The organism is Streptomyces sp. SKN60 (assembly GCF_026236535.1).
Taxonomy (GTDB): domain Bacteria; phylum Actinomycetota; class Actinomycetes; order Streptomycetales; family Streptomycetaceae; genus Streptomyces.
In genome coordinates this window covers 39,774-65,397 of record NZ_JAHTMW010000027.1, presented here as the reverse complement: position 1 = coordinate 65,397, position 25,624 = coordinate 39,774, and the positions used below count along the sequence as shown (strand labels likewise).

Annotated in this window: 23 protein-coding genes, 1 tRNA gene and 1 riboswitch; of the genes, 17 read left to right on the top strand and 7 right to left on the bottom strand. The window is 70.8% G+C overall.

Translation table 11 applies throughout. The annotated features are described in order from the left end of the window. The first annotated feature begins 9 nt into the window (after positions 1-9). On the top strand, positions 10-435 hold the full coding sequence (locus tag KV205_RS32220; RefSeq protein ID WP_265868375.1) for a hypothetical protein: 426 nt from the start codon (positions 10-12) through the stop codon (positions 433-435). Here the strand turns inward: KV205_RS32220 and KV205_RS32215 are convergent. Beyond that, positions 423-2,762 (bottom strand): YfhO family protein, encoded by a 2,340-nt coding sequence (locus KV205_RS32215; protein ID WP_265868374.1) that lies wholly within the window; start codon positions 2,760-2,762, stop codon positions 423-425. The two genes, KV205_RS32220 and KV205_RS32215, sit on opposite strands and share 13 nt — an antisense overlap. A 96-nt stretch (positions 2,763-2,858) precedes the next feature. Between KV205_RS32215 and KV205_RS32210 the strand changes: the two genes are divergently transcribed. From KV205_RS32210 to KV205_RS32195, 4 genes are all read left to right on the top strand, one after another. Beyond that, a complete protein-coding gene (locus tag KV205_RS32210) occupies positions 2,859-3,818 on the top strand; it encodes a glycosyltransferase family 2 protein (protein ID WP_265868373.1) in 960 nt (319 codons plus the stop codon). Between the two features lie 11 nt (positions 3,819-3,829). Beyond that, on the top strand, positions 3,830-4,264 hold the full coding sequence (locus tag KV205_RS32205) for a GtrA family protein (RefSeq protein ID WP_265868372.1): 435 nt from the start codon (positions 3,830-3,832) through the stop codon (positions 4,262-4,264). An 81-nt stretch (positions 4,265-4,345) separates the two neighbouring features. Continuing rightward, entirely contained in the window at positions 4,346-4,993 is a 648-nt protein-coding gene (locus KV205_RS32200; protein WP_265868371.1) for a SurA N-terminal domain-containing protein, read from the top strand. 50 nt (positions 4,994-5,043) lie between these two features. Further along, positions 5,044-6,012 (top strand): nucleoside triphosphate pyrophosphohydrolase, encoded by a 969-nt coding sequence (locus KV205_RS32195; RefSeq protein ID WP_265868370.1) that lies wholly within the window; start codon positions 5,044-5,046, stop codon positions 6,010-6,012. Between the two features lie 7 nt (positions 6,013-6,019). Here KV205_RS32195 and KV205_RS32190 read toward each other — a convergent pair whose 3' ends face one another. Continuing rightward, complete coding sequence (locus KV205_RS32190) at positions 6,020-7,231, bottom strand: globin domain-containing protein (RefSeq protein ID WP_265868367.1); 1,212 nt, start codon at positions 7,229-7,231, stop codon at positions 6,020-6,022. A 123-nt stretch (positions 7,232-7,354) separates the two neighbouring features. Next, positions 7,355-7,978, bottom strand: coding sequence for a Uma2 family endonuclease (locus KV205_RS32185; protein ID WP_265868364.1), 624 nt, complete (start codon positions 7,976-7,978; stop codon positions 7,355-7,357). Positions 7,979-8,075: 97 nt separating this feature from the next. On the opposite strand from KV205_RS32185, the gene KV205_RS32180 reads away from it, so the two are divergent. The 9 genes from KV205_RS32180 (at position 8,076) to KV205_RS32140 (ending at position 18,711) form a co-directional block, all read left to right on the top strand. Beyond that, a complete protein-coding gene (locus KV205_RS32180) occupies positions 8,076-9,338 on the top strand; it encodes a cytochrome P450 (protein ID WP_265868362.1) in 1,263 nt (420 codons plus the stop codon). Positions 9,339-9,452: 114 nt separating this feature from the next. Continuing rightward, complete coding sequence (locus tag KV205_RS32175) at positions 9,453-10,538, top strand: transglycosylase family protein (RefSeq protein ID WP_265868361.1); 1,086 nt, start codon at positions 9,453-9,455, stop codon at positions 10,536-10,538. Positions 10,539-10,797: 259 nt separating this feature from the next. Then, a riboswitch (cyclic di-AMP (ydaO/yuaA leader) is annotated at positions 10,798-10,972 on the top strand. A 3-nt stretch (positions 10,973-10,975) separates the two neighbouring features. Then, positions 10,976-11,677 carry a transglycosylase family protein gene (locus KV205_RS32170; RefSeq protein WP_265868359.1) on the top strand — a complete coding sequence of 234 codons (702 nt, stop codon included), beginning with the start codon at positions 10,976-10,978 and terminating at the stop codon, positions 11,675-11,677. Between the two features lie 311 nt (positions 11,678-11,988). Continuing rightward, positions 11,989-13,275 carry a phosphopyruvate hydratase gene (gene eno / locus KV205_RS32165; protein WP_265868357.1) on the top strand — a complete coding sequence of 429 codons (1,287 nt, stop codon included), beginning with the start codon at positions 11,989-11,991 and terminating at the stop codon, positions 13,273-13,275. A gap of 97 nt (positions 13,276-13,372) precedes the next feature. Further along, positions 13,373-13,852 (top strand): septum formation initiator family protein, encoded by a 480-nt coding sequence (locus KV205_RS32160; protein ID WP_265868355.1) that lies wholly within the window; start codon positions 13,373-13,375, stop codon positions 13,850-13,852. A 61-nt stretch (positions 13,853-13,913) separates the two neighbouring features. After that, a complete protein-coding gene (locus KV205_RS32155) occupies positions 13,914-14,462 on the top strand; it encodes a DUF501 domain-containing protein (RefSeq protein ID WP_265868354.1) in 549 nt (182 codons plus the stop codon). Then, positions 14,459-15,379: a Ppx/GppA phosphatase family protein gene (locus KV205_RS32150; protein ID WP_265868353.1), complete on the top strand. Its 921-nt coding sequence runs from the start codon at positions 14,459-14,461 to the stop codon at positions 15,377-15,379. Before KV205_RS32155 ends, KV205_RS32150 begins: the two co-directional genes overlap by 4 nt. A 424-nt stretch (positions 15,380-15,803) precedes the next feature. After that, positions 15,804-17,189, top strand: a complete 1,386-nt coding sequence (locus KV205_RS32145; RefSeq protein WP_265868352.1) for an NAD(P)/FAD-dependent oxidoreductase — start codon at positions 15,804-15,806, stop codon at positions 17,187-17,189. A gap of 226 nt (positions 17,190-17,415) precedes the next feature. Next, positions 17,416-18,711, top strand: a complete 1,296-nt coding sequence (locus tag KV205_RS32140; protein WP_265868351.1) for a cyclopropane-fatty-acyl-phospholipid synthase family protein — start codon at positions 17,416-17,418, stop codon at positions 18,709-18,711. Positions 18,712-18,776: 65 nt separating this feature from the next. Here the strand turns inward: KV205_RS32140 and KV205_RS32135 are convergent, their stop codons facing one another. Together KV205_RS32135 and KV205_RS32130 are read right to left on the bottom strand one after the other, a co-directional pair. Further along, entirely contained in the window at positions 18,777-21,305 is a 2,529-nt protein-coding gene (locus tag KV205_RS32135; protein WP_265868350.1) for an ABC transporter permease, read from the bottom strand. A 65-nt stretch (positions 21,306-21,370) separates the two neighbouring features. Continuing rightward, positions 21,371-22,141 carry an ABC transporter ATP-binding protein gene (locus tag KV205_RS32130; RefSeq protein WP_265868348.1) on the bottom strand — a complete coding sequence of 257 codons (771 nt, stop codon included), beginning with the start codon at positions 22,139-22,141 and terminating at the stop codon, positions 21,371-21,373. Positions 22,142-22,554: 413 nt separating this feature from the next. On the opposite strand from KV205_RS32130, the gene KV205_RS32125 reads away from it, so the two are divergent. Both KV205_RS32125 and KV205_RS32120 read left to right on the top strand, forming a co-directional pair. Beyond that, positions 22,555-22,636 (top strand) — tRNA-Leu (locus tag KV205_RS32125). 144 nt (positions 22,637-22,780) lie between these two features. Continuing rightward, on the top strand, positions 22,781-23,671 hold the full coding sequence (locus KV205_RS32120) for a Bax inhibitor-1/YccA family protein (protein ID WP_265868346.1): 891 nt from the start codon (positions 22,781-22,783) through the stop codon (positions 23,669-23,671). 84 nt (positions 23,672-23,755) lie between these two features. On the opposite strand, the gene KV205_RS32115 is transcribed toward KV205_RS32120, so the two are convergent. Next, complete coding sequence (locus KV205_RS32115) at positions 23,756-24,316, bottom strand: TetR/AcrR family transcriptional regulator (RefSeq protein ID WP_265868345.1); 561 nt, start codon at positions 24,314-24,316, stop codon at positions 23,756-23,758. Between the two features lie 103 nt (positions 24,317-24,419). Here KV205_RS32115 and KV205_RS32110 point away from each other — a divergent pair, with 103 nt between their 5' ends. Next, the gene (locus tag KV205_RS32110) at positions 24,420-25,295 is read left to right on the top strand and encodes an alpha/beta fold hydrolase (protein ID WP_265868344.1); all 876 of its coding nucleotides are present in this window, start codon (positions 24,420-24,422) and stop codon (positions 25,293-25,295) included. A gap of 42 nt (positions 25,296-25,337) precedes the next feature. Here the strand turns inward: KV205_RS32110 and KV205_RS32105 are convergent, their stop codons facing one another. Then, positions 25,338-25,568: a DUF4287 domain-containing protein gene (locus tag KV205_RS32105; protein WP_265868343.1), complete on the bottom strand. Its 231-nt coding sequence runs from the start codon at positions 25,566-25,568 to the stop codon at positions 25,338-25,340. Positions 25,569-25,624 lie beyond the last annotated feature (56 nt).

Sequence of the window (25,624 nt, the reverse complement as noted above, 5' to 3'; positions counted from 1 at the left end):
GGTGTCGGCATGTCACTGGGTCGCATCGTCCTCACGTCCGGTCGTTCGATCGAGCTCACCGAGCTGCGGATGTCCGAGACGTACGGGGGGATGCTGGAGGGCTACCCGTGCAAGCGGGTCAACGACCGCAGGGTCGACTGGTTCCAGCGGCTCGCGGAGCGGGCGTATTCCTCCCTGCCGGTGCACCTCGTGGAGCCCTCCCGCGAGTACCCGGACGATTCCGTCGGCGGCGGCGCCTTCGGTCCCGTCGAGGTGCTGCCCGGCGTGGCCTGTATCGGTGTCTTCGATTCCGCGGCGCTCGACCGGGCGATGGATGGTTCCTCCCTCGTCGTCGTCTGGTTCCAGCCGGAACCGGTGGTGCCGGCGGGCGAGGACGCCGATCTTGCGCTGCGCGGCATTCGCTGGGAGGAACTGGCCCAGGACTACGAGCTGTAGCGACGCCGTGTCCACAGCACCCACCCCGCCAGCGCCAGTACCGACGCCCCCGCCGCCGCCAGGCCGAGCCGCAGGCCCGGCGGGCGGAAGGCGCACGTCACCTCACCCCGGTCCGGTGTCACCGGGACGGCGACCAGGCCGCCGTACGACTCCGCCGACCGGCCGTCGCAGTGCCAGCCGGGGATGCTCGGCGCCGACAGGACGAGGGTGCCGGTCGTGCCTGGGCGCAGGGTGGCGTGGAAGCCGGTGGAGGTGACGTCGACCGTGGGCGGCGCGGAGGCCCGGAGCGCGGTGACGGCGGCGCGCAGGCGGGTGTGGTCCAGGCAGGCGAGTTCGCCCTTGGCGGGGATGCGGGGCTTCAGGCCCGGCACCCGCTGGACGCCCAGCGAGACCAGGGCCGCGCGCCACTTCAGCAGCTGGCCGCGCAGCTTCACCGTACGGCCGGCGAGGGAGGCCGGGCCCGTGTAGTCGGGGGACCAGAAGAAGACCTCGGTGCCGACGCGGCAGGCGCCGGAGGGCGTCGGGGGCTCGTACACCCGGGCGCCCAGGAGGAGTTCCTGGTTGCGGAAGGGGGAGGGGCCGTAGGCCGGGGGCGGGCCCGGGGGCCGGAGGGTCACCAGGGGCGCCGGCGGGGTGGCCGTACGGACGAGGCCGCCGTCCCGCAGGCGCGCGCCGACCGCGAACAGGGCGTCCGTGACCGGGTTGTCGAGGCTCTGCAGGTTGCGCCCGCGCGAGGTCCAGCCGACGCCGAGCGCCGCCATGGTGCGGGTGAGGACGTCGGGGGTGAGGCTGCTGTAGTAGGCGCCGCCCTGGCCGCCGAGCATCATCGGCTCGTTGCCGGTGGTCTGCGGCCGGCCGGAGTCCACGCGGTACGCCGGCCAGCCGTCGGCCCGGTCGAGCGCCTTGTACCGTCGGGTGTCGGCGGCGCTCCACGCCGGGTAGTCGTCGAGCCGCCGCAGCCGCTCCTTGTCGCCCCACGCCGTGGTCGCGGCGGCCTGCGCGACGAGGACGGCGGCGAGGAGGGGCAGGGCCAGGCGCCGGTGCCGTACGAGCACGACCGCGAGGCCCGCCGCGAACAGCGCCCAGCCCCACGGCGTCGCCTCCCCGCTGCCCAGCGCGCCGAGCGCGAGCACCCCGACGACGGCGACGCCGCCGAGCAGCGAGCGCCGGTCCGGCGGGCCGTCGGCGACCGCCGCCCACGCGGCGATCACCAGGACGCCCGCGAGGACGAAGGTCTGGCGGTACGGGCTGCCGTTCGGCGTCGCAAAGACGTGCCACACCAGGTGCGTCGGCCCGAACTGGAAGGACAGCGCGACGCCGGTCACGACCGCCGGCCACAGCCACTCGCGCCGGAAGAGGAGGGAGGCCGCAAGCACCGGGACGGCCGTGAAGACGAACAGGGCCGGCGTGGAGAAGCCGTACGTGGCGGGCATCAGGCGGGCCGCGAGGTCCGCGCCGCCGGCCGGTGCGAAGTCCCGGACGACGCCGGGGTAGGCGTACCGCGTCCCCAGGGACACCGGCACCAGGACCGGCGTCGCGAGGCCCACGCCGAGGAGCACGGTGAGGGCACCGCGCAGGATCACCCGCCGGCGCGGGGCGGTGACGATCAGAACGAGCGCTGCGCCGAGGGTCGCCATGTAGGCGGTGTAGAAGTTGGCGGTCCAGCAGAGCGCGACGACCAGCGGGCCGAGCAGCGGCCGCCGCCCCTCCCGTACCCACACCCCCACGAGGCAGAGCAGCGGGAACGCGATCAGGCCGTCCATCCACATGGGGTTGTAGACGGCCTCCAGGATCGCCCAGCCGCACAGGCCGTACGCCGCGCCGAGCACCCCCGGCACCCACCACGGGGTCCGGCCCCCGGCCACCGGCCGGAGCCTGGGCAGCAGGAAGGCCATCGCGGCCGCGGCCGTCGCCGTCTTCAGGACGGTGATCGCGTACAGCGCGTACGCCAGGTCGGCGCGCGGCGCGAGCGCCACCAGAGGGGCGAACGGGCTGGTCAGATAGGTGCCCAGATCGGGCAGGAAGCTGGTGCCCCAGCCCGACTGCCAGTTCAGGAGCAGCCCGCCGTCGGCCCGCCCGTGCAGCAGGTCCCACAGGCGCGCGTGGAAGGGCAGGAACTGGTTGCCCAGGTCGTTCACGCTGCGCCGGTGGTGGCCGAACGGGAAGGTGGTGGCGACCGCGTCCCCGGCGCACACGGCGACGACGGTGAGCAGCGCCGCGAGCGCCGAAGGGCCGCCGCGGCTTTTCCCGATCCTGTTCCCGATCCGGTGCCTGATTCTGTTCCCGCTGATGTTCATCGTGGTGTCGAATATGGCAGGGCAGATCATGAAATCGTCCCCGGCGGCGGGCAGTTCATTCAATGGTCGCCTCGTGGTCACCGGTGGAATCCGGCGGCGACATCCGGACCGGTTGTCGTGTGATCCGTGCTGCTCTCGATCGTGGTCCCGTGCTTCAACGAAGAAGAGATCATCGGTCGCTTCCACGACCAGGTGACGGCCGAACTCTCCCGTTTCGACGGAGAATTCGAGATCGTTTACGTGGACGACGGAAGCCGTGACCGAACGCTCCCCCTTCTGGAGGGGATCGCCGACGGCGATCCCCGGGCGCGCTATGTCTCCTTCAGCCGCAACTTCGGCAAGGAGGCCGCCATGCTGGCCGGCCTCCGGGCCGCCGCCGGCGACGCCGTCGTGATCATGGACGCCGACCTGCAGCACCCGCCGGAGCTCGTGCACCGCATGCTGGCGCTGCACACCGAGGGATACGACCAGGTCATCGCCCGGCGCACGCGCACCGGCGACCGGGTCACCCGCACGCTCACCGCCCGCGCCTACTACTGGGCGATCAACCGCCTGGTGGACGTCGAGCTGGTCGACGGCGTCGGCGACTTCCGGCTGCTTTCCCGCCGCACGGTCGACGCCGTTCTCGAACTGACCGAATACAACCGTTTCTCCAAGGGGCTCTTCGCCTGGGTCGGATTCAAGTCGACGACCTTCGAGTACGAGAACGCGGTGCGCGAGCAGGGCCGTTCGAAATGGACGTTCGGAAAGCTGCTCAACTACGGTCTCGACGGCCTTCTCTCCTTCAACAACAAGCCGCTCCGGGCCGCCGTATATCTCGGAATGATCCTGGTCGCGGTGGCATTCGCGTACGCCGCCTGGATCGTCGGTGTCGCCTTGGTGAACGGCGTGGACACGCCCGGTTATGTCACCCTGCTCGTGACGGTCACGGCGCTCGCCGGCGTCCAGATGGTGATGCTCGGCCTGGTCGGCGAGTACGTGGGCCGCATCTACTACGAGGTGAAGCGCCGCCCGCACTATCTGGTCAAGGCCACCAACACGCGCGTCCCCGCGCCCCGGGAAGAGCAGGAACTCGTCCGCCGATGACGACACGGCCCATGACGCCGAGTACCACGAGGAACACCGTCGGGCAGGTGGTGCGGTTCGGCCTGGTCGGCGTCGTCAACACCGGCACGTACTACGGGCTCTACCTGCTCTTCGGGCTGTGGGTGCCGTACATCACCGCCCATGTCCTCGCCTTCGCGCTGTCCATGGTCGGCTCCTTCTTCCTCACCTCGTACTTCACCTACCGCACCCGCCCCACCTGGAAGAAGTTCCTGCTGTTCCCGCTGACCAACGCGGCGAACTTCGTCATCACGACCGTCGGCGTCTACGTCCTCGTCGACCTCATGGACGTCGACAGCACCTACGCACCGCTGATCGCCGCGGCGGCGGCGATCCCGGTCACCTTCGTGCTCTCCCGGACGATCATGCTGGGACCCGACACCACCCGAACACGTGAGTCGTTGACCGAAACAGTCGTCACGAAGTAGTGGCCCGCGCCACGACGACTGCCTAACATCGATCACCGCACGGTCGTTCCACTGACGCACGACCCACGCCGGGAGGCTCCTTTGCACCGCCGCACTGCGCTCTCCGTCTCCGCCGCCGCGACGCTGCTCGCCGCGGCCCCGCTGCTCACCGCCTGCGGCAGTGACGCCCATCCGGGCGCGGCGGCCGTCGTCGGCGGACAGCGGATCGACGTGTCCAGCCTCCAGGCCCAGGTCGCCGACGTGCGCACGGCGCAGCAGGCCTCGCCCAACGCGGAGCAGCTGATCCGCGAGACCGGCGACCTCAGCCGCCAGAAGCTGCACGACATGATCTTCGACCGGGTGGCGCGGAAGGTCGGCGAGGACAACGGGGTCACCGTCAGCCGCGCCGAGGTCCAGCAGGCCCGCAGCGACTTCGTCCGGCAGAGCGGCGGCGAGCAGCAGATGGCGACCGCCCTGCTGCAGCAGCGCGGGGTGGCGCCGGACCAGATCGACGACGTGGCCCGCCGGGCCGTCCTCATGAACAAGATCGCGTCCAAGCTGGGGATCACCAACACCCCGGAGGGGCAGAAGAAGCTCACGGAGGCCTTCAGCAAGGCGTCCAAGGAGCTGAAGATCGACGTGAACCCGCGCTACGGCAGCTGGGACGACGAGAAGATCCAGCTGGGGACGTACACGGCGCCGTGGGTACGGCAGATCACCAAGCCGGCGGCCGTGGAGGCCGGGGCCTGAGCCTGGGCCTGGGCCCGAGGCGCCTTCCGGCGACGGGGTAGGTTCGAGGTGTGAACGCTGAGAACCGTGGTCGTGTCGTCCTGCTCACCGCCAGCCACCGGGTGGCGCCGGGCCTGCTCTCCTGGCCGGCCTGGCAGGCGCTGCACGGGGCGGACCGGGTGCTGTGCCCGGACGCGGACCACCCCCAGCTGCCCTACCTGAAGGAGGCCGGGGTCACCGTCGAGGTGCTGCGGCCGACGGCCGAGGAGCTGGTCGAGGCCTGTGCCGGGGGCCGTACGGTGCTCGTGCTGCCGTCCGGCGAGGGCGACCGGGCGCTCACCGACGGGCTCGCCCGGCTCGCCGGTTCGGGCCGGGTCGCCATGCCCGACCTGGAGCTGCTGCCCGGCTCGTACGACCTGCCGGGCGCCCGGTTGCTCGACCTCGTCCAGGTCATGGACCGGATCCGCCGCGAGTGCCCCTGGACCTCGCGGCAGACGCACCCGGGCCTCGCGAAGTACGCCATCGAGGAGGCCTACGAGCTGGTCGAGGCCATCGAGGACGAGGACCGGGAGGCGCTGCGCGAGGAGCTCGGCGACGTGCTGCTCCAGGTGGTGTTCCACGCCCGGATCGCGGAGGAGGACGCCGAGGAGCCGTTCTCGGTGGACGACGTGGCCGGGACGATCGTGGAGAAGCTGATCCACCGGCACCCGCACGTCTTCGGCGACGCGACCGCCGAGACCCCGGAGGACGTCAAGGAGCACTGGCTGCGCACCAAGGCCGCGGAGAAGCGGCGCGACTCCGTCACCGACGGCGTCCCGCTCGGCCAGCCCGGCCTCGCGCTCGCCGCCAAGCTCGCGGGCCGCGTACGGACCGCCGGGCTCGACGTGCCGCTCCCGGCCGCCGACGGCATCGGCTACGAGCTCCTCGCCCTGGCCGTACGCGCGGAGGCCGCCGGCGTCGACCCGGAGGCCGCCCTGCGCGCGGCGGGCCGCCTCTACCGGGACGCGATCCGCGCGGCGGAGGGCCTGGAAACCCCGTAGGACATTGCTAGGGCTCGCGCGGGGCGCGGGCGTCCGGGTTGTGCCACTGGAGCTGCGGCGGGCTGAGGAGCCACTCCGCGCGGGTGGCCGGGCGGGTCCGGAAGCGGCCGACGGACGGCAGCCGGTCGTGGAAGATCCGGACCGGGTCGGTGCCGAGGCGGGCCAGCTCCTCCGACACCTCGTCGAGCAGGCCGGGCGGGCCCGCCAGATAGACGTCGTGGGCGGGCCAGTTCACGCCCGCCCGCAGGACCTGGACCAGGCGCTCGGTGGCCTGGTCGCGGGGTCGGCCGGGGGCCGCGGTGATGTAGGTGACGTGCAGGCCGGGGAGCAGCCCGCACAGGCGCTGCGCGTCGGCCCGCCCGTACAGGTACTCCTTGGCCCGGGCGACCACGAACAGGCGCCCCTCAAGGCCGGGTTCGTCCCGCGCCGCCTCTTCGAGCAGCGCCCGCACCGGCGCCCAGCCGGTGCCGCCGGCGATGTACGTACGAGGCTTGCCGGGCGGGGTACGGGCGGTCAGCGCGCCGCCCGGGGAGCTCAGCCGGACCGTCTCGCCGACCCGTAGCCGCTCGGTCAGGGCGGTGCTCATCAGCCCGCCCCGGATCCGGCTCACATGCAGCTCCAGGGTGCCGTCCGGGCGCGGCGCGTTGGCGAGGGAGTAGGTGCGCCAGACCCGGGGCAGGTGGAGCGTGCTCACGCTCGCGTACTGCCCGGCGGCGTACGGGTAGGGGCGGCGCGGGCGCAGCGTGAGCAGCGTCAGGTCGTCCCCGTACCGCTCGTGGCCCACGACGTCCGCGTCCCACCAGGCCGGCTCCCCCTCCGCGACGGCCTCCTCGGCGCCCGCCTGCATCAGGTCGGCGACCCGCCCGTACGCCTCGGTCCACGCCTTCTCGGCCTCGATCGTCCACGCGGCGCCGGCGGTGTGCGCGAAGGCGGCGAGCAGGCTCGCGCCGACCGCGCAGTAGAGCGGGGGCGTGGCGAGGAACTTGCGGTGGTCCCGGCCCAGCTGCCCCAGGTAGTGCGCGAGCCCGGGGTCCTCCACATGCGTCACCACATGGGTGAGCGCGGCGAACAGCCGGTCCCGCTGGGGTGCCAGGTCGGCGGGGAACAGCTCGCGCATGCCCGGGTTGTGCCAGAAGAGATGCGAGTAGAAGAAGGCGACGGCGTGCTCGGCACGCCGCTCGACGACCGCGAACACGCTTCTGAGCAGCTGGGCATCCACGCGGTGAATCTAAGCCCCGGAGTGTCACCGCACGGGTGGACTTCGGCATTCGCCTGCGGATCGGCCCTCCGTATGTCAGCTCCGGCGTCAGCCCTGTGGCGGCGAGCTGCCGGGCGCCGGGGCTCAGGCCTGAGCGCCTCGCCGCCGGTTCACGGCGGTGAGATCGATGTCGATCTCGAACGGGAGGGTGACCTTGAGCCGGTCGTGGTGGATGCCGGTGACCGCGTAGTTGTTGGTTCCCGGGTCGAGCTCGTAGACGTACACCACGGGCAGCCCGTAGTTCTGCTCCACCCGCCAGAAGTGGGGAATGCGGGCGGCGGCGTACTTACGGGGCTTGATCTCCCGGTCGCGCTCCACCGACTCCTCGGAGACGATCTCGACGGCGAGGAGAATATGGCTCGGGTCGTACCAGGTCTGCTCGGGGCCGGTGAGGGCGCCTTCCCTTACCACCATCAGGTCGGGCTCCGGCCGGTCCCGCTCGCCCAGCTTGGTGGTCATCTCGCGGATGACGCACAGGTCGTCCGGTGCGCAATCCAGCAGGGCGTTCTCCAGCAGGCGCAGGGTGGCCATGTGGAAGTAAGTCTGCGGACTCACGAAGAACAGTCCTCCGTCGATCAGCTCGGTGTGCGGCGGGAGACCCGGAATCCGGTCGAGGTCGTCCGCAGTCCACCCACCGGCCGGCGGCGTCGGAAATGCGTACTGCTCTGCCCGCTCGTCATCGGCTGCGGCACTCATCAGCGCTCCCATGCGACGGAGTCTGGCGCGTACGGTAAGCCTACCCACCAGGAACGCGAGGGGGTCCGCCGAACGAGTGAACGGTCGGCGGGCCGGTTACGGTCGGGGCATGCACGAGCAGCCGTCGACCCCCGCGCCCGAGCTCTTCACCTGGGAGTTCGCCACCGATCCGTACCCGGCGTACGCCTGGCTGCGCGAGCACGCGCCCGTGCACAAGGCCACCCTGCCCAGCGGGGTCGAGGCCTGGCTGGTGACCCGGTACGCGGATGCCCGGCAGGCCCTCGCCGACCAGCGGCTGTCGAAGAACCCGGCGCACCACGACGAGCCGGCGCACGCCAAGGGGAAGACGGGGATCCCGGGGGAGCGCAAGGCCGAGCTGATGACGCATCTGCTCAACATCGACCCGCCGGACCACACCCGGCTGCGCCGGCTGGTGTCGAAGGCGTTCACGCCGCGCCGGGTCGCGGAGTTCGCGCCGCGCGTGCAGGAGCTGACCGACCGGCTCATCGACGGCTTCGTGGAGAAGGGGAGCGCGGACCTCATCCACGAGTTCGCCTTCCCCCTGCCCATCTACGCGATCTGCGACCTGCTCGGCGTGCCCGCCGAGGACCAGGACGACTTCCGGGACTGGGCCGGGATGATGATCCGGCACGGCGGCGGGCCGCGCGGCGGGGTGGCGCGCTCGGTGAAGAAGATGCGCGGCTATCTCCTCGAACTCATCCACAAGAAGAGGGAGGAGCCGGGCGAGGACCTGATCTCCGGGCTGATCCGCGCCTCGGACCACGGCGAGCACCTCACCGAGAACGAGGCCGCCGCGATGGCCTTCATCCTCCTCTTCGCCGGTTTCGAGACCACGGTGAATCTGATCGGCAACGGGGTGTACGCGCTGCTGCGCAACCCCGGGCAGCGTGCCGTGCTCCAGGACTCGCTCGCGGCGGGGGAGACGGGGCTCCTGGAGACCGGGATCGAGGAGCTGCTGCGGTACGACGGTCCGGTCGAGCTGGCGACCTGGCGGTTCGCCACCGAGGCGCTGAGCATCGGCGGGCAGGACATCCCGGCCGGCGATCCGGTTCTGGTGGTGCTCGCCGCCGCCGATCGGGACCCGGCGCGCTTCGCGGAGCCGGACACCCTGGACCTGGCACGGCGCGACAACCAGCACCTGGGGTACGGGCACGGCATCCACTACTGTCTGGGCGCCCCGCTGGCGCGTCTTGAGGGACAGACGGCGCTCGCGACCCTGCTGACTCGCCTGCCGGACCTGCGACTTGGGGCCGATCCGGCCGAACTGCGGTGGCGCGGCGGGCTGATCATGCGTGGCCTGCGCACGCTTCCGGTGGAGTTCAGCGCTTCCCACAAAACCGCGCGGAACTGACGGACCATCAAGAATGTGATCTTCGCGTGATCTGCGCTGCATCGACTTGTGACGTGCGTTCGAATGCCGCTACGTTCACCCGCAGTCTCAGCAGTCACGCGAAAGGCACTCCGCATGCGCTCCGGGAACGGACGACACCGCAGACCCCGCCAGGCCCCCGCACTCGTCGTCGCGGCGGGAGTCACCGGCTCGGCCATGGCACTGCCGCTGCTCGCCACCGGCTCCGCCTCCGCTGCCGACGCCCAGACCTGGGACCGGGTGGCCGAGTGCGAGTCGGGCGGCGCGTGGAGCGCCAACTTCGGCAACGGGCTCTACGGCGGCCTGCAGTTCACCCAGGAGGGCTGGGAGCGGCACGGCGGTCTGGCCTACGCGCCGAGCGCGGACCAGGCGAGCCGGGCGCAGCAGATCGCCATCGCGGACAGGGCGTTCGCGGCCGGTGACAATCAGTGGGCCACCTGCGCCCCGATCGCCGGCCTGAAGAAGGACGGCAGGACCCCGGCCGTCGACCCGGGCCCGGGCGTCACGCCCGAGGAGTCCACCGGCCCGGCGCCGGAGTCCAACCGCACCGACGGTCTGCCCGCCACCGGCTCCACAGGTTCCGCCGACGCCACCGCCGACCCCTCGGCCGGCGCGACCGCTCCGGCGACGCCGGCGACCCCGGCCACCCCTTCCACCGGTACGCCGACCACGCCCGGGTCCTCGACCGCCCCCGCCACCCCGGCGACCCCCGCCACGCCCGCGACCCCCGGCGGCTCCGTAACGCCGGGCACGCCGGACGAGTCCCTTCTGCCCGGTCTGCCGGGAACGCCCGGTGCGACCGGTACGCCCGGATCGCCGGATGCGACCACGCCCGGCACCGGCAAGCACCGTGGTGACGCCGCGACAGATGAATCGGGCGCAGCGGACAGCTCGTCCGATTCCGGACGGCATGCCGCGCCGGCTGACGGGGCGACGGACGGCACGGCCGGCGGCGCCACCGGTGGCGGCGAGACGGGTGATTCGGGCACCTCGGACAATGTGGACGAATACACCGTCAAGCCGGGTGACAGTCTGTCGGGCATTGCGCGGGACAACGGTCTCGACGGCGGCTGGTCCGCCCTCTATGACGCCAACAAGAAGACGGTCGGCTCCGACCCCGACCTCATCCTCCCTGGTCAGAGCCTTGAGTTGAGGCTCGGACTCGGCGACGCCGAGAAGTAGTTCGCGGCTGAATGTCCGGTTCTGTCCAAGTGAGACATGGGTCTCTCTTGCCGAACTGGCGTGTCACGTCCGCAAACTTTGCTCACCGCACTCCTCACCTGCGCAAACAGGGCCTGACGGAGTGCAAGTAGGGGCGATTTTTCCGGGTTGATGGTCTTTGAACTTCTCCCGGGTCTATGTCTACGGTCGTCACCGCTCGCCACCGCGGGCCCCGTCGACCGGTACGCCGAATCCTGCCGCCGACCGATGGGAACAGTCGTCGCGTCGAGCGCCGAAGGCAGGAGCGGGGGACCCAAGGTACGTGCCGGCCCCGGCCGCCCAACACGGGCGGCCGGCGAACGGCTTGGGGTGGAGTCGCGTGCTAGGACACGCGGCCGGGCAACTCACTCGCCCGAACCCGACAGCTCACCTCGTAGGCGTCGGTGAGGAGAACTTCCATGCTGCTTTCCGGCAAGGGCAAACACCGTCGTGCCGCCAAGGCCACCCGCGCCGTCGCGCTCGTCGGCGTCGCCGGCGTCGCCGTCGCCGCCCCGCTGATGACCGCGGGCTCCGCCTCGGCCGCCACCAGCTCCGAGTGGGACGCCGTCGCCCAGTGCGAGTCCGGCGGCAACTGGTCCATCAACACCGGCAACGGTTACTACGGCGGCCTGCAGTTCTCGGCCTCCACCTGGGCCGCCTACGGCGGCACCGCCTACGCGGCGCGCGCCGACCAGGCCTCCAAGTCGCAGCAGATCGCCGTCGCCGAGAAGGTCCTCGCGGGCCAGGGCAAGGGCGCGTGGCCGAGCTGTGGCGTGGGCCTCTCCGGCGCCTCGTACGACGGCGGCTCCGCCGAGGCCCCGACCTCGGCCCCGGCTCCGAAGCGCACCGCCGAGCAGCCGACCACCCGCAGCGAGCAGCGCACCGCGCCGAAGCCCGCCGCGCCGAAGAAGACCGAGTCGAAGAAGACCGTCACCACCCCGACCGGCAAGAAGGTCAAGAAGGGCGACGGCGAGTACAAGGTCGTCGCCGGCGACACCCTCAGCAAGATCGCCCAGGCGCACCACGTCAAGGGCGGCTGGGAGAAGCTCTTCGAGCTGAACAAGGACATCGTCCAGGACGCCGACCTGATCTACCCGGGTCAGCAGCTCCACCTGAAGTAAGGCGAGATCCGGGAGCGAAACCCGGAGTCAAGGAAGGACGGGGACGGTCCGGCGGTCGTCCCCTTCCCCCGCCCTCCCCGCGGTGACCGGGAGACCGGCCCGGAGCAGCCCGCTCCGGGCCGGTTTCGTACCGGTAAGTAACCGACTCGACCGCGGGGTCTTTCGTCCTCGTATGCATGCCCTCGGGTCCTTTTTCGTCCCAGGGGGCGGGCGCCCGGCTGGCCGGAGGCCCCGAGCCGGTTAGGCTCTTGTCGCAAGGCGAACGAGACCTTGCCGCATGCGTCACAACCAGCGTCACATCCCAGAAGGAGATGCTCGTGCCGTCCATCGACGTCGTCGTAGCCCGGGAAATCCTGGACTCCCGAGGCAACCCCACGGTCGAGGTCGAGGTCGGCCTCGACGACGGCAGCACCGGCCGTGCTGCCGTTCCCTCCGGTGCCTCCACCGGTGCGTTCGAGGCCATTGAGCTCCGCGACGGGGACCCCAACCGCTACCTCGGCAAGGGCGTCGAGAAGGCCGTCCTCGCCGTCATCGAGCAGATCGGCCCGGAGCTCGTCGGCTACGACGCCACCGAGCAGCGGCTGATCGACCAGGCGATGTTCGACCTGGACGCGACCGAGAACAAGGGCTCGCTCGGCGCCAACGCCATCCTCGGCGTCTCGCTCGCCGTCGCGCACGCCGCCTCCGAGGCCTCCGACCTCCCGCTCTTCCGCTACCTGGGCGGCCCGAACGCGCACCTGCTGCCCGTTCCGATGATGAACATCCTGAACGGCGGCTCGCACGCCGACTCCAACGTGGACATCCAGGAGTTCATGATCGCCCCGATCGGCGCGGAGTCCTTCTCCGAGGCGCTGCGCTGGGGTGCCGAGGTCTACCACACCCTCAAGAAGGTCCTGCACGCCAAGGGCCTGTCCACCGGCCTGGGCGACGAGGGCGGCTTCGCCCCGAACCTGGAGTCCAACCGCGCCGCGCTCGACCTCATCGTCGAGGCCATCAAGCAGGCCGGCTACACCCCGGGCAAGGACATCGCGCTCGCGCTCGACGTCGCCGCGTCCGAGTTCTACAAGGACGGCAAGTACGAGTTCGAGGGCCAGTCCCGTTCGGCCGCCGAGATGACCGAGTACTACGAGGAGCTCGTCTCCGCGTACCCGCTGGTCTCCATCGAGGACCCGCTGTACGAGGACGACTGGGCCGGCTGGAAGGTCATCACCGACCGCCTCGGCGCCAAGGTCCAGATCGTCGGCGACGACCTCTTCGTCACCAACCCGGAGCGGCTGGCCCGCGGCATCGAGGAGGGCACCGCGAACGCCCTGCTCGTGAAGGTGAACCAGATCGGTTCGCTGACCGAGACCCTCGACGCCGTCGAGATGGCCCAGCGCAACGGCTTCAAGTGCATGATGTCGCACCGCTCCGGCGAGACCGAGGACGTCACCATCGCCGACCTCGCCGTCGCCGTGAACTGCGGCCAGATCAAGACCGGCGCCCCGGCCCGCTCGGACCGCGTCGCCAAGTACAACCAGCTGCTGCGCATCGAGGAGATCCTCGACGACGCCGCGGTCTACGCCGGCCGCAGCGCCTTCCCGCGCTTCAAGGGCTGAGCCTCTCCGTAAGGCAGCTTCCGTACGTCCCCGCACTCGGTCCCGTACCGTGTGCGGGGACGCACGTTTGATGAGGTGATCTGGGGAGGCACTGGACATGGCCGTGAAGAACCGGGACCGGGACCGGTTCTCGACCGCGACCCGGATCAGGCTGCTCGGCGAGCAGACCGCCGCCCGTGTCTACCGCTCCCAGACCCGCCGCCAGGCCCGCCGCTCCCGGCTCACCGGCCGCGCGGCCTTCCTGGCCCTCGTGGTCTGCTCGCTCGTGGTGGCGCTCGCCTATCCGATGCGGCAGTACGTCTCCCAGCAGGGCGAGATCGCCGACCAGGAGCGCAAGGCCGCCGAGGCGGCGAAGCGGGTCGAGGAGCTGCGGGACGAGAAGGCCCGTCTGCAGGACCCGGCCTATGTGCGCCGGCTCGCCCGCGAGCACCTGCACTACGTGCTGCCCGGCGAGACCGGCTTCACCGTGAACGACCCCGAGGCGGAGCACCGGCCCCGCACCGACCAGGACGCGACGGACGACCGCCCCTGGTACGACAACCTGTGGGACGGCGTCGACAACGCCGACCGCCGCTGACTCCTCCGTATCGACATCACCGACGACACCGACGACACCAACGACGACGAGCAAGGCAGACATGGAAACGCCCCCTCCGCAGACCGCACGCACCGAGCCCACCGACGTGGACGTCGCCGCGTTCGAGGCCCAGCTCGGCCGGCCGCCGCGCGGCCTGCGCGCCATCGCGCACCGCTGCCCGTGCGGCAACCCGGACGTCGTCGAGACCGCGCCGCGGCTGCCCGACGGCACGCCGTTCCCGACCACGTACTACCTGACCTGCCCGCGGGCCGCCTCCGCCATCGGCACCCTGGAGGCCAACGGGGTCATGAAGGAGATGCAGGCCCGGCTCGCGACCGACCCCGAGCTCGCCGCCGCCTACCGGGCCGCGCACGAGGACTACATCGCGCGCCGCGACGCCATCGAGGTCCTGGAGGGCTTCCCCTCGGCCGGCGGCATGCCCGACCGGGTCAAGTGCCTGCACGTGCTCGTCGGCCACTCGCTGGTCGCCGGCCCCGGCGTGAACCCGTTCGGCGACGAGGCCCTCGCGATGCTGCCCGAGTGGTGGGCCAAGGGCCCGTGCGTGAACCCGTGCGCGGAGAAGAACGACGAGGGCGGGGCAGACAAGTGACCCGGGTCGCCGGAATCGACTGCGGTACGAACTCCATCCGCCTGCTCGTCGCGGACCTCCACCCGGAGACGGGCGAGCTCGTCGAGCTGGACCGGCGGATGACGATCGTCCGGCTCGGCCAGGGCGTCGACAAGACCGGCCGGCTCGCGCCCGAGGCGCTGGAGCGGACCTTCGCCGCCTGCCGCGAGTACGCCGAGGTGATCAAGGAGTTCGGGGTCGGCACCGACCGGCTGCGCTTCGTCGCCACCTCCGCCTCCCGCGACGCCGAGAACCGCGAGGACTTCGTCAGGGGAGTCGTGGAGATCCTGGGCGTGGAGCCCGAGGTGATCACCGGCGACCAGGAGGCCGAGTTCTCCTTCACCGGCGCGACCGGCGAGCTGCACGGCGCCGACCGGCGCCTGGTGGTGGACATCGGCGGCGGCTCGACCGAGTTCGTGGTCGGCAACAAGCACGTCGAGGCCGCCCGGTCCGTCGACATCGGCTGCGTACGGCTGACCGAGCGGCACGTCCGGCACGACCCGCCGGCCGCCGAGGAGGTCGCCGCGATCCGCGCCGACGTGCGCGCGGCGATGGACCTGGCCGCCGAGACCGTGCCGATCACCGAGGCCGAGACCCTGGTCGGGCTCGCCGGTTCGGTCACCACGGTCGCCGCGATCGCCCTCGGGCTGCCGGAGTACGACTCCGAGCGCGTCCACCACTCCCGGATCTCCCGCGCCCAGGTCGACGAGGTCGTCGCCCGGCTGCTCGGCTCCACCCACGACGAGCGCGCCGCGATCCCGGTGATCCACCCCGGGCGGGTCGACGTGATCGTCGCCGGAGCCCTGGTCCTCGCCGAGATCATGGAGCGCACCGGTGCCGCCGAGGTCGTCGTCAGCGAGCACGACATCCTCGATGGGATCGCGCTATCCGTCGCATAGCGGGCGGCTATGAGCCCCTGTGAGAGGCCTGCGAGGGGCCTGTGACGGCCCTCCGGGGACCCTCTTGGGGCCCCTGGAGGACCCCTTCGCCAAAAGGTTCGTGAAGTTCTTCACAAGGAAAAGGGCCCTGTGGGGGCCGTTGGAGGGCCTTTGGTCCCTCCGAGGGGTTCCGCGGGGCCCTTTCGCAGGCGTGGAGGCCACTTCGCTCGTTGTTTCCATCGTGTGAACGTGCCCTGCGGTTCAGCGTTAAAGAAGGCTCTCCGGTCCAGTTCACAGGGGGTGAACAACGTTCTCCCCGGCACCGTGGTTCCTTTGCTGGACCATGACCTGGGTCACGTGGGCGGCGGAGTGTAGCAGAGGTGCCTCGGAACCTTGTGAAGGGGCGCACGAGCCACCCCTCCCAAGGGGGTGGATACTCGGATGCATGAGCACCACGGAGCGTCCCAGGATCCTCGTAGTAGGCGGTGGGTACGTAGGCCTGTACGCAGCTCGGCGCATCCTCAAGAAGATGCGCTTCGGCGAGGCGACCGTCACGGTCGTCGACCCGCGGTCGTACATGACCTACCAGCCCTTCCTCCCCGAAGCCGCCGCCGGCAGCATCTCCCCGCGTCACGTCGTCGTCCCGCTGCGACGCGTCGTGCGCGGTGCGGAGGTGCTCACCGGCCGGGTCACCACCATCGACCAGGACCGCAAGGTCGCCACGATCGCGCCGCTCGTCGGCGAGGCGTACGAGCTGCCGTTCGACTACCTGGTCATCGCGATGGGTGCCGTCTCCCGCACCTTCCCGATCCCCGGCCTCGCCGAGCAGGGCATCGGCATGAAGGGCATCGAGGAGGCCATCGGCCTGCGCAACCACGTCCTCGAGCAGCTCGACAAGGCCGACTCGACGACCGATGAGGAGGTCCGCCGCAAGGCGCTGACCTTCGTCTTCGTGGGCGGCGGCTTCGCCGGTGCGGAGACCATCGGCGAGGTCGAGGACATGGCCCGCGACGCGGCGAAGTACTACACGAACGTGAAGCGCGAGGACATGCGCTTCATCCTCGTCGACGCCGCCGACAAGATCCTTCCCGAGGTCGGCCCGAAGCTCGGCCAGTACGGCAAGGAGCACCTCGAGGGCCGCGGCATCGAGATCTACCTCTCGACGTCGATGGACTCCTGCGTCGACGGCCACGTCGTGCTGAAGAACGGCCTGGAGGTCGACTCCAGCACCATCGTGTGGACCGCCGGTGTGAAGCCGAACCCGGCGCTCGCCCGCTTCGGTCTGCCGCTCGGCCCCCGCGGCCACGTGGACACCTCCGCGAAGCTGCAGGTCCAGGGCATGGACTACGTCTGGGCCGCGGGCGACAACGCCCAGGTCCCGGACCTGGCCGCGATCAAGGCCGGTGTCCCGGCCGAGCGCGCCTGGTGCCCGCCGAACGCCCAGCACGCCCTGCGCCAGGCCAAGGTCCTCGGCGACAACGTGGTGGCCGGCATGCGCGGCTTCCCGCAGAAGGAGTACGCGCACTCCAACAAGGGCGCCGTCGCGGGTCTCGGCCTGCACAAGGGCGTCGCGATGATCGTCATGGGCAAGATGAAGATCAAGCTCAAGGGCCGGCTCGCCTGGTACATGCACCGTGGCTACCACGGCATGGCCATGCCGACCTGGAACCGCAAGATCCGCATCTTCGCCGACTGGACCCTCGGCATGTTCCTCAAGCGCGAGGTCGTCTCCCTGGGTGCCATGGAGACCCCCCGCGAGGAGTTCTACGAGGCGGCCAAGCCCGCCCCGGCGCCGGCCGCCCCGGCGCAGGAGAAGGCCAAGGCCTCGTAAGACCCCGCAGGACCGGCAGTACCAGCAGGACCAGCAGTACCGGCAGTCCCGTACTGCCCCGTAGTACACGCAAGGCCGTAAAAGGGCCGTCCGCCATCCGTGGTGCGGACGGCCCTTCGCGTGTTTTTCACGCTGTTTACGCACGCGGCGGGATGGCATCGCCTACGGACGGTGTTCCCATGGTGACGAGCATTTCTGGGGCACGAGATCACGGAGGTGTTGCACCATGGCCGACGCCGCGTCGCGGCTGACCGCCCTTGCCGAGGACGTCCTGGGAGCGAAGCTCCCGGTGCGCCTGCGGGCCTGGGACGGCAGCGAGGCCGGTCCTGCGGACGGCCCCGTACTGATCGTGCGCGAGCGCCGCGCCCTGCGGCGGTTGCTGTGGAAGCCGGGGGAGCTGGGGCTCGCCCGGGCCTGGGTGGCCGGGGAGATCGATGTCGAGGGCGACCTCTACACGGTCCTGGACCGGCTGGCCGGCTTCCTCTGGGAGCGCGACGCGGAGACCCGCGGCGCCCTGGAGACCGTGCGCGACCCGAAGGTCAGGGCGGCGGCGAAGACGCTGCTCAAGCTGGCCGGCCCGTTCCCGCCGCCGAAGCCGCCCGTGGAGGAGATGCGCGGGCGCAGCGGCACCCGGCACAGCAAGCGCCGGGACAAGCAGGCGATCAGTCACCACTACGACGTGGGCAACGAGTTCTACGAGCTGGTCCTCGGCCCGTCGATGGTCTACTCGTGCGCCTACTGGACGGACACGGGCACCCTTGAGGAGGCCCAGCGCGACAAGCTGGACCTGATCGCCCGCAAGCTCGCGCTCAAGGAGGGCGACCGGCTGCTCGACGTGGGCTGCGGCTGGGGCTCGATGGCGATCCACGCGGCGAAGGAGTACGGGGCGCGGGTCGTCGGCATCACCCTCTCCCGCGAGCAGGCCGCCTACGCCCGCAAGCGGATCGCCGACGAGGGCCTGACCGACCGGATCGAGATCCGCGTCCAGGACTACCGGGACGTCAGCGACGGGCCGTTCGACGCCATCTCCTCCATCGGCATGGCCGAGCACGTCGGCGCCGTGCGGTACCGGGAGTACGCGGACATCCTCTTCCGGCTCCTGAAGCCCGGCGGGCGGCTGCTCAACCACCAGATCGCGCGCCGCCCGGAGCCCGACGAGGAGGCGTACGAGGTGGACGCCTTCATCGACGCGTACGTGTTCCCGGACGGCGAACTGGCCCCGATGGGCCGCACCCTGACGACCCTGGAGGAAGCCGGGTTCGAGGTGCGGGACGTCGACGTGCTGCGCGAGCACTACGCACTGACGCTGCGCCGCTGGGTGGCCAACCTGGAGGCGCACTGGGACCAGGCGGTCCGGCTGACCTCGCCCGCCCGGGCCCGGATCTGGCGCCTGTACATGGCGGCCTCGGCGGTCTCCTTCGAGCGCAACCGGATCGGCGTCAACCAGTTCCTGGCGGTGAAGACCCCGGCCTCGGGCGCGAGCGGGCTTCCGCGGCGCTCGCGGGAGTGGACGGAGGCGTAGGACGACGTACGCGTGAGGGCCGGGCTCCCCCAGGGGAGCCCGGCCCTCGTCGCACCACGCGTGTGCTACTCGGCCTTGATCGCGGCCAGCATGTTCAGCTTCGCCGCGCTGCGCGCCGGCCACAGGGAGGCGAGCACGCCCACCAGTCCGGCGAGGAGCAGGAAGATCCCGATCCGGCCCCACGGCAGGACGAGGGCGTAGTCCGGCAGGCTGGCCCTCAGGGTCTCGCCGATCGCCCAGCCCAGGAAGGAGCCGAGGGCGATGCCGACCACCGCGCCGAACAGCGAGATGACCACGGCCTCCAGACGCACCATCCGCTTCACCCGGCGCCGGTCGAGACCGATCGCCCGCAGCATGCCGATCTCCTGCTGCCGCTCGAAGACCGACATCGCCAGGGTGTTGACGACCCCGAGCACCGCGATGATCAGGGCCATCGCCAGCAGGCCGTACATGATGTTCAGCATCATGTTGATGACGCCGCCGAACTGGTCGCGGATGTCCTTCTGGTCCATGACCGTCATGGCCGGGTTGTCGCCGAGCGACTTCGTCACGGCCTTCTCGGCCGCGGCCGACGGGCCGCCGTCCATCTTCACGAAGATCTGCGGGATGTACGGCTTGGGGTCGTGCGCGTTGAGGACCTTGGTGTCGAGCATCAGCGGCGAGACGAACTCGCTGGCCTCGTAGACCGCGCCGACCGTCAGCTCGCCCTTCTTCTTGTCGGAGAACTCCACCGGCAGCTTCGAGCCGACCTTCCAGCCCTGCTTGTCGGAGGTCTTGTCGTCGACGGCGACCTGACCCGCGGCGAGGGTGCCGAGGGAGCCGTTGACGACCTTGACGTTGAGCACCTTCTCGATGTCGCCCGGGGTGACGCCGGAGACGGACTTGAAGGTGCCCTTCACCTGGACCCAGCCGGCCTGCTGCGGGGAGACGGCGGTGGCGCCCGGGGTCTTCTTCACGGCGTCGAGCGCGGCCTGGTTGAGGCCCTCGCCGCTCGCCATGGTGATCATGTAGTCGGCCTTGATCTGGTCGGTCGTCATCCGGTCGACGGCCGAGCCGACCGTGGCGCCGAGCACCGAGAGGCCGGTGACCAGGGTGAGGCCGATGGCGAGCGCGGAGGCGGTGGCGCCGGTGCGGCGCGGGTTGCGGACCGCGTTGAGACCGGCCAGCGTGCCGGCCACGCCGAAGGCCTTGAGGACCGGGCGGGACAGCGCGATCACCGGGCGGGAGAGCAGCGGGATCAGCACGATCACGCCGATGAGGGCCAGGAAGGCACCGCCGGCGATCATCATCCGGCCGTCCTCGCCGCCCTTGGAGGCGCCGAGGGCGATGGCGCCCACGCCGAGCGCGGTGACGATCGCGCCGATGGTGTTGCGGACGACCAGGGACTTGGTGGTGGCGACCGCGTGGACGCTGCTCATCGCGGCGACCGGCGGGATCTTCGCGGCGCGGCGGCCGGGCAGCCAGGCGGCGAGCACGGTGACGAGGATGCCGACCGCGAGCGCCGAGACCAGCGGGGTCGCGCCGATGACCAGCTCGCCCGCGGGGACCTTCAGCCCGAAGGCGTTCATGCCGGAGCGCAGTCCGGCGGCGAGCCCGATGCCGAGGACGAAGCCGATGGCCGAGGCGACCAGACCGACCAGACCGGCCTCGATGAGCACGGAGCGGGTGATCTGCTTGCGCGAGGCACCGACGGCGCGCATCAGCGCGAGCTCCTTGGTGCGCTGGGCGACCAGCATGGTGAAGGTGTTGGAGATCAGGAAGATGCCGACGAAGAGCGCGATGGCGGCGAAGCCGAGCAGCATCTGGTTGAGCGCGCTGAGCCCGGCCTCGATGTCCTTGGCCTGCTGGTCGGCGAGCTCCTTGCCGGTCTGGGCGTCGGCGGTGTCGCCGACGACCGGCTTCACGGCGGCGAGGATCTTGTCCGCGTCGGCGCCCGCCTTGGCGCTGACGTTGATGTCGGAGAAGAAGCCGGGCCGCAGGAACAGCTTCTGGGCGACGTCGGTGTCGAACAGGACGAGGCTGCCGCCCGCGTTGACGGCGCCGTCCTCGGTGGTGAAGACACCGGCGAGGGTGTAGGTCTCGACGGGGCCGTTGGTGGCCACCCGGACCTGGTCGCCGACCTGGTAGGCGCCCTTGGCGGCGGTCTCCTTGTCGAGCGCGATCTCGTCGTCCTTCACCGGGCCCTGGCCGGTGGTGAAGGCGTACGCGGAGTCCTTGCCGTCCTTGCCGGGGGCGAAGTTGCCGCCCTTGTTGGACCAGCCGGTGCCGATCAGCTTGCCGTCCTTGTCCGGCACGCCGGCGAAGCCGCTGACACGGCCGGTGGCGTCGGCGACGCCGTCGATCGCGGCGATCTTCTGCCGGGTCTGCTCGGACAGGCCGGGCGTGGAGTTGGGGTCCTTCTGGTTCGGCGCGGCGCTGACGGCCACGGCGACCTGGTCGTAACTCTTGGCCGACTGGTTGCGGAAGGCGTTGGACAGGGTGTCGGTGAAGACCAGGGTGCCGGAGACGAAGGCCACGCCGAGCATCACGGCGAGCACGGTCATCAGCAGCCTGGCCTTGTGCGCGAGCACATTGCGCAGGGCGGTACGGAACATGGAGGTGTCCTGGGTACGGAAGGTGGGACGGCGGACGGGGAGGAGGCGGGCCCGGGGCCCCGGGCTCAGCTCGTGCGGCCCTTGGCGTCGAAGGCCTTCATGCGGTCGAGCACGCCGTCCGCCGTCGGGTGGAGCATCTCGTCGACGATCCGGCCGTCCGCCAGGAAGATCACGCGGTCCGCGTAGGAGGCGGCGACCGGGTCGTGGGTCACCATCACCACGGTCTGGCCGAGTTCGCGCACCGAGTTGCGCAGGAAGCCGAGGACCTCGGCGCCGGAGCGCGAGTCGAGGTTTCCGGTCGGCTCGTCACCGAAGATGATCTCGGGCTTGGAGGCCAGGGCGCGGGCCACCGCCACGCGCTGCTGCTGGCCGCCGGAGAGCTGGTTGGGGCGGTGGCTCAGCCGCCCGGACAGGCCGATCATGTCGATGACCTGCTGCACCCACTGCTTGTCGGGCTTGCGGCCCGCGATGTCCATCGGCAGCGTGATGTTCTCGAGCGCGGTGAGCGTCGGCAGCAGGTTGAACGCCTGGAAGATGAAGCCGATCTTGTCCCGGCGGAGCTGGGTGAGCTGCTTGTCCTTGAGGCTGCCGAGCTCGGTGCCGCCGATCCGGACCGAGCCGGAGGAGAAGGAGTCGAGGCCGGCGACGCAGTGCATCAGGGTCGACTTGCCGGAGCCCGAGGGACCCATGATGGCGGTGAACTCGCCCTGCCCGAAGCTGACGCTGACCCGGTCGAGGGCGACCACCTGGGTCTCGCCCGACCCGTAGACCTTGCTGAGGTCGGTGGCATGGGCGGCCACCGCGGTCGAGCGGTGCACGGTGGGGGTGGTGGTCACGACGGCGACTCCTGTCACTGCGACGATTCGGGAACCACTCCATCGTGTCGTTCGTACCGCGCCGGGACGTCCGTCCACGTGCCCGTTCGAGGGGCCCTCTGGAGTCGGACCGCCGGGCCGCCCCGTCATCCTGAGGTATGACGGTGACCCCGAGACGCCGGACCGGTGCGGAGGCCGCCGCGGAGGGCACCCGGGAAGGTGACGGAGTCCGGCCCTGTTCTGCGGCGAGTTTTCGTCATTCCACCCCCCTCGTCTTTGCTGGCGCGACCCTGGTCACACTTCGTCACAAGGCCCCCCACCTGCGCTGACGCACCCTCAGGTGTCAATAAAATAAGACAACATCGGGCCAGCGTTCGACTGAACGGGCGAACGCGCCCCGATAGGCTCCTGTGCCAACGCGGAGCTTCGCGCACGCCCGGATGGTGGAATGCAGACACGGCGAGCTTAAACCTCGCTGGCCTTCGGGCCGTACCGGTTCGAATCCGGTTCCGGGCACTCCTCGGCGCCCTCGCGGCGCCGCCTCGGCCGACTCCCGCTCGACACGATCGTATAAAGATCCTCCCCGAGCACGAGGGAGTTCCTTTTGCCTTCCTATTACTCTTGACGCAAGGCCGCGCAGTGCGGCCATGGAGGAGTGAGATGAGGAGCAGCAACCCGGTCTTCTCGCGACGGGGGTTCAGCCGCGACAACGCCTACGCGGGCGCGCAGCAGCCGCAGGCCGGGGGCGTCGGAACCAACCCGTACGCCACCGGCAACCCTTACGCCGAGGGTGCCGCCAACCCGTACGCGACCAACCCGTACGCGCCGCAGGACACGCAGTTCGGCGCGCCGCAGCAGGTGCGCGGCAATGTGATGACGATCGACGACGTGGTGAGCCGTACGGCGATCACGCTCGGCACCGTCGTCGTGACCGCCGTGCTGTCCTGGCTGCTGCTGCCGGTCGACCCGGCCAACCTGAACAAGTCGTACGCCATCGGCGTCGGCGCTGGTCTGGTGGCCCTCGTCCTGTCGCTCATCCAGTCCTTCAAGCGCAAGCCGGTCCCCGCGCTGATCCTCGGCTACGCGGCCTTCGAGGGCGTCTTCCTCGGCGTGATCTCCGCCGCGGTGTCGACGTACATCGCGGACGGCGTGGTCGCGCAGGCGGTGCTCGGCACCATGGCGGTCTTCGCCGGTGTGCTGATCGCCTACAAGATGCGCTGGATCCGCGTCACCCGCCGCTTCTACGGCTTCGTGATGGCGGCCGCGATCGGCTTCGTGCTGCTGATGGCGGTCAACCTGCTGTTCGCCGTCTTCGGCGGCGGTGACGGCCTGGGCTTCCGCAGCGGCGGCCTCGGCATCATGTTCGGCGTCATCGGCATCATCCTGGGCGCCTGCTTCCTGGCCCTGGACTTCAAGCAGGTCGAGGACGGCATCACCTACGGCGCTCCGCGCGAGGAGTCCTGGCTGGCCGCCTTCGGTCTCACCATGACGCTGGTGTGGATCTACATGGAGTTCCTGCGTCTGCTGTCGATCCTGCAGGGCGACGACTGACGCACCGTGTGATCACGGCGTGAACTGAGAGAAGGGCCCGTCCGGCAGCCGCCGGGCGGGCCCTTCCGCGTTCTCCGGTGTCGCTCAGTCCACGTACGCGTCGAGCAGCACCCGCGCCGCGTCCTTGGCCTGGGAGGCCGGCTCGGAGGTGCCGTTGATGCCGGCCACGACCATGGCGCCGTTGGCGAGCAGGGCGAGCTGGTCGGCGAGGGCGGGCGGGGCGTTCATGGCCCCGGTCTGCTCGGCGAAGTAGTCCCGCAGGGCCTGCTTGTGGCCGCGGGCGAGGCCGGCGATGTCGGGGGAGATGCCGCCCATCTCGCCGAAGGTGTTGATGAAGGCGCAGCCCCGGAAATCGGGCTCGGCGAACCAGGCGCCGAGGTAGTCGAAGACCGCGAGGGCCCGCTGGTACGGGGTGGTGGCGTGGGTGGCGCCATGGGCGGCGATGGCCTCGCGCACCGCCTTGTCGCGGCGCTCCAGGACCGCCCAGACGAGATGGTCCTTGGACGGGAAGAGCTGGTAGAGGCGCTTGAGGGAGACGCCGGAGGCGCCGCGGATGGTGTCCATGCCGACGGCCTGGACACCCTTCTCGTCGAACAGTGTCTCGGCCGTCTGAAGGAGCTTCAGCTCCGCGGTCTCCGCGTCCATCACCGATCACTCCTCGGAAAGCGCCCTTGCGGGGAGAACCATCGTTCTCCTACTCTGCAGGGTATCGGGAGAACGATCGTTCTCCACTGTCCGGGGAGGTCCCATGTCCGCATTCGCCCTGCGCGCCCGCACCGAGACCATCGACGGCCTGGAGGTCTTCTACCGGGAGGCCGGCGACCCCTCCCGGCCCACCCTGGTGCTGCTGCACGGCTTCCCGAGCAGCTCGCACATGTACCGGGGCCTGATGGCCGCGCTCGCCGACTCGTACCACCTGATCGCACCCGACCACATCGGCTTCGGCGCCTCCGCCGCACCCGCCGTGGACGCCTTCGAGTACAGCTTCGAGAAGCTCACCGAGATCACCCTGAAGCTGCTCGACCGGCTCGGCGCCGACCGCTTCGCGCTCTACGTCCAGGACTACGGCGCGCCCATCGGCCTGCGCATCGCCGCCCGGCACCCCGAGCGGGTCACCGCGATCGTCACCCAGAGCGGCAACGCCTACCTGGAGGGCTTCACGCCCTTCTGGGACGTGCTCTTCGCCCACGCCAAGGACCGCGAGGCCAACGAGGCCGGGGTACGCGCGCTGCTCACCCCCGAGGCCACCCGCTGGCAGTACACCCACGGCGTGCCGGCCGACCGGCTGGACCGGATCGGCCCGGAGGCCTGGACCCTCGACCAGGCGGGCCTCGACCGGCCGGGCAACCAGGAGATCCAGCTCCAGCTGTTCTGGGACTACCAGTTCAACCTGGACGGCTACCCGGCCTTCCAGGAGTACTTCCGCACCCACCGGCCGCCGCTGCTCGCCGCCTGGGGCCGCGGCGACGAGATCTTCGGCCCGGCCGGCGCCGAGGCCTTCGCCCGCGATCTGCCGGACGCCGAGATCCATCTCCTCGACGCCGGGCACTTCGCCCTGGAGACGCACGGCGAGGAGATCGCGGAGCTGGTCCGCGACTTCCTCGGCCGGCACGTCGGGAAGTGAGCCGCCGCGGCTGTGCGGCAGGCGGTGCTACAGCATGCGGTGCTACAGCATGCGGCGGGCGGCCCTCCGCAGGTCGTACTCGTGGATGATCGCCTTGGCGTGCCCGTAGGCGAGCCCGTGCTCGCCGCGCAGCCAGCTGACCTTCTCCTCGAAGCGGATGAGGGACGGACCCTCCTCGACGGCCTTCAGCCAGTCGGACACCTCACGACCGGTGCAACGGGGGATGCGGGCCAGCAGATTGCGATGGGTCTCTTCGGAGAATGTGCGGGACATCGGCGCCTCCGGACGCGTTGTGCCTGTGCTCCTTCACGTCACCGTGCCCGAGCGTT

What these genes read in the sequence shown, in the direction of transcription:
- KV205_RS32110 (WP_265868344.1), top strand. Translation starts at nt 24,420, where the DNA reads ATGTCCGCATTCGCCCTGCGCGCCCGCACCGAGACCATCGACGGCCTG.
- KV205_RS32180 (WP_265868362.1), top strand. Translation starts at nt 8,076, where the DNA reads ATGCACGAGCAGCCGTCGACCCCCGCGCCCGAGCTCTTCACCTGGGAG.
- KV205_RS32120 (WP_265868346.1), top strand. Translation starts at nt 22,781, where the DNA reads ATGAGGAGCAGCAACCCGGTCTTCTCGCGACGGGGGTTCAGCCGCGAC.
- KV205_RS32185 (WP_265868364.1), bottom strand. Translation starts at nt 7,978, where the DNA reads ATGGGAGCGCTGATGAGTGCCGCAGCCGATGACGAGCGGGCAGAGCAG.
- KV205_RS32220 (WP_265868375.1), top strand. Translation starts at nt 10, where the DNA reads ATGTCACTGGGTCGCATCGTCCTCACGTCCGGTCGTTCGATCGAGCTC.
- eno (WP_265868357.1), top strand. Translation starts at nt 11,989, where the DNA reads ATGCTCGTGCCGTCCATCGACGTCGTCGTAGCCCGGGAAATCCTGGAC.
- KV205_RS32155 (WP_265868354.1), top strand. Translation starts at nt 13,914, where the DNA reads ATGGAAACGCCCCCTCCGCAGACCGCACGCACCGAGCCCACCGACGTG.
- KV205_RS32205 (WP_265868372.1), top strand. Translation starts at nt 3,830, where the DNA reads ATGACGCCGAGTACCACGAGGAACACCGTCGGGCAGGTGGTGCGGTTC.
- KV205_RS32145 (WP_265868352.1), top strand. Translation starts at nt 15,804, where the DNA reads ATGAGCACCACGGAGCGTCCCAGGATCCTCGTAGTAGGCGGTGGGTAC.
- KV205_RS32170 (WP_265868359.1), top strand. Translation starts at nt 10,976, where the DNA reads ATGCTGCTTTCCGGCAAGGGCAAACACCGTCGTGCCGCCAAGGCCACC.
- KV205_RS32140 (WP_265868351.1), top strand. Translation starts at nt 17,416, where the DNA reads ATGGCCGACGCCGCGTCGCGGCTGACCGCCCTTGCCGAGGACGTCCTG.
- KV205_RS32160 (WP_265868355.1), top strand. Translation starts at nt 13,373, where the DNA reads ATGGCCGTGAAGAACCGGGACCGGGACCGGTTCTCGACCGCGACCCGG.
- KV205_RS32215 (WP_265868374.1), bottom strand. Translation starts at nt 2,762, where the DNA reads ATGATCTGCCCTGCCATATTCGACACCACGATGAACATCAGCGGGAAC.
- KV205_RS32175 (WP_265868361.1), top strand. Translation starts at nt 9,453, where the DNA reads ATGCGCTCCGGGAACGGACGACACCGCAGACCCCGCCAGGCCCCCGCA.
- KV205_RS32115 (WP_265868345.1), bottom strand. Translation starts at nt 24,316, where the DNA reads ATGGACGCGGAGACCGCGGAGCTGAAGCTCCTTCAGACGGCCGAGACA.
- KV205_RS32135 (WP_265868350.1), bottom strand. Translation starts at nt 21,305, where the DNA reads ATGTTCCGTACCGCCCTGCGCAATGTGCTCGCGCACAAGGCCAGGCTG.
- KV205_RS32105 (WP_265868343.1), bottom strand. Translation starts at nt 25,568, where the DNA reads ATGTCCCGCACATTCTCCGAAGAGACCCATCGCAATCTGCTGGCCCGC.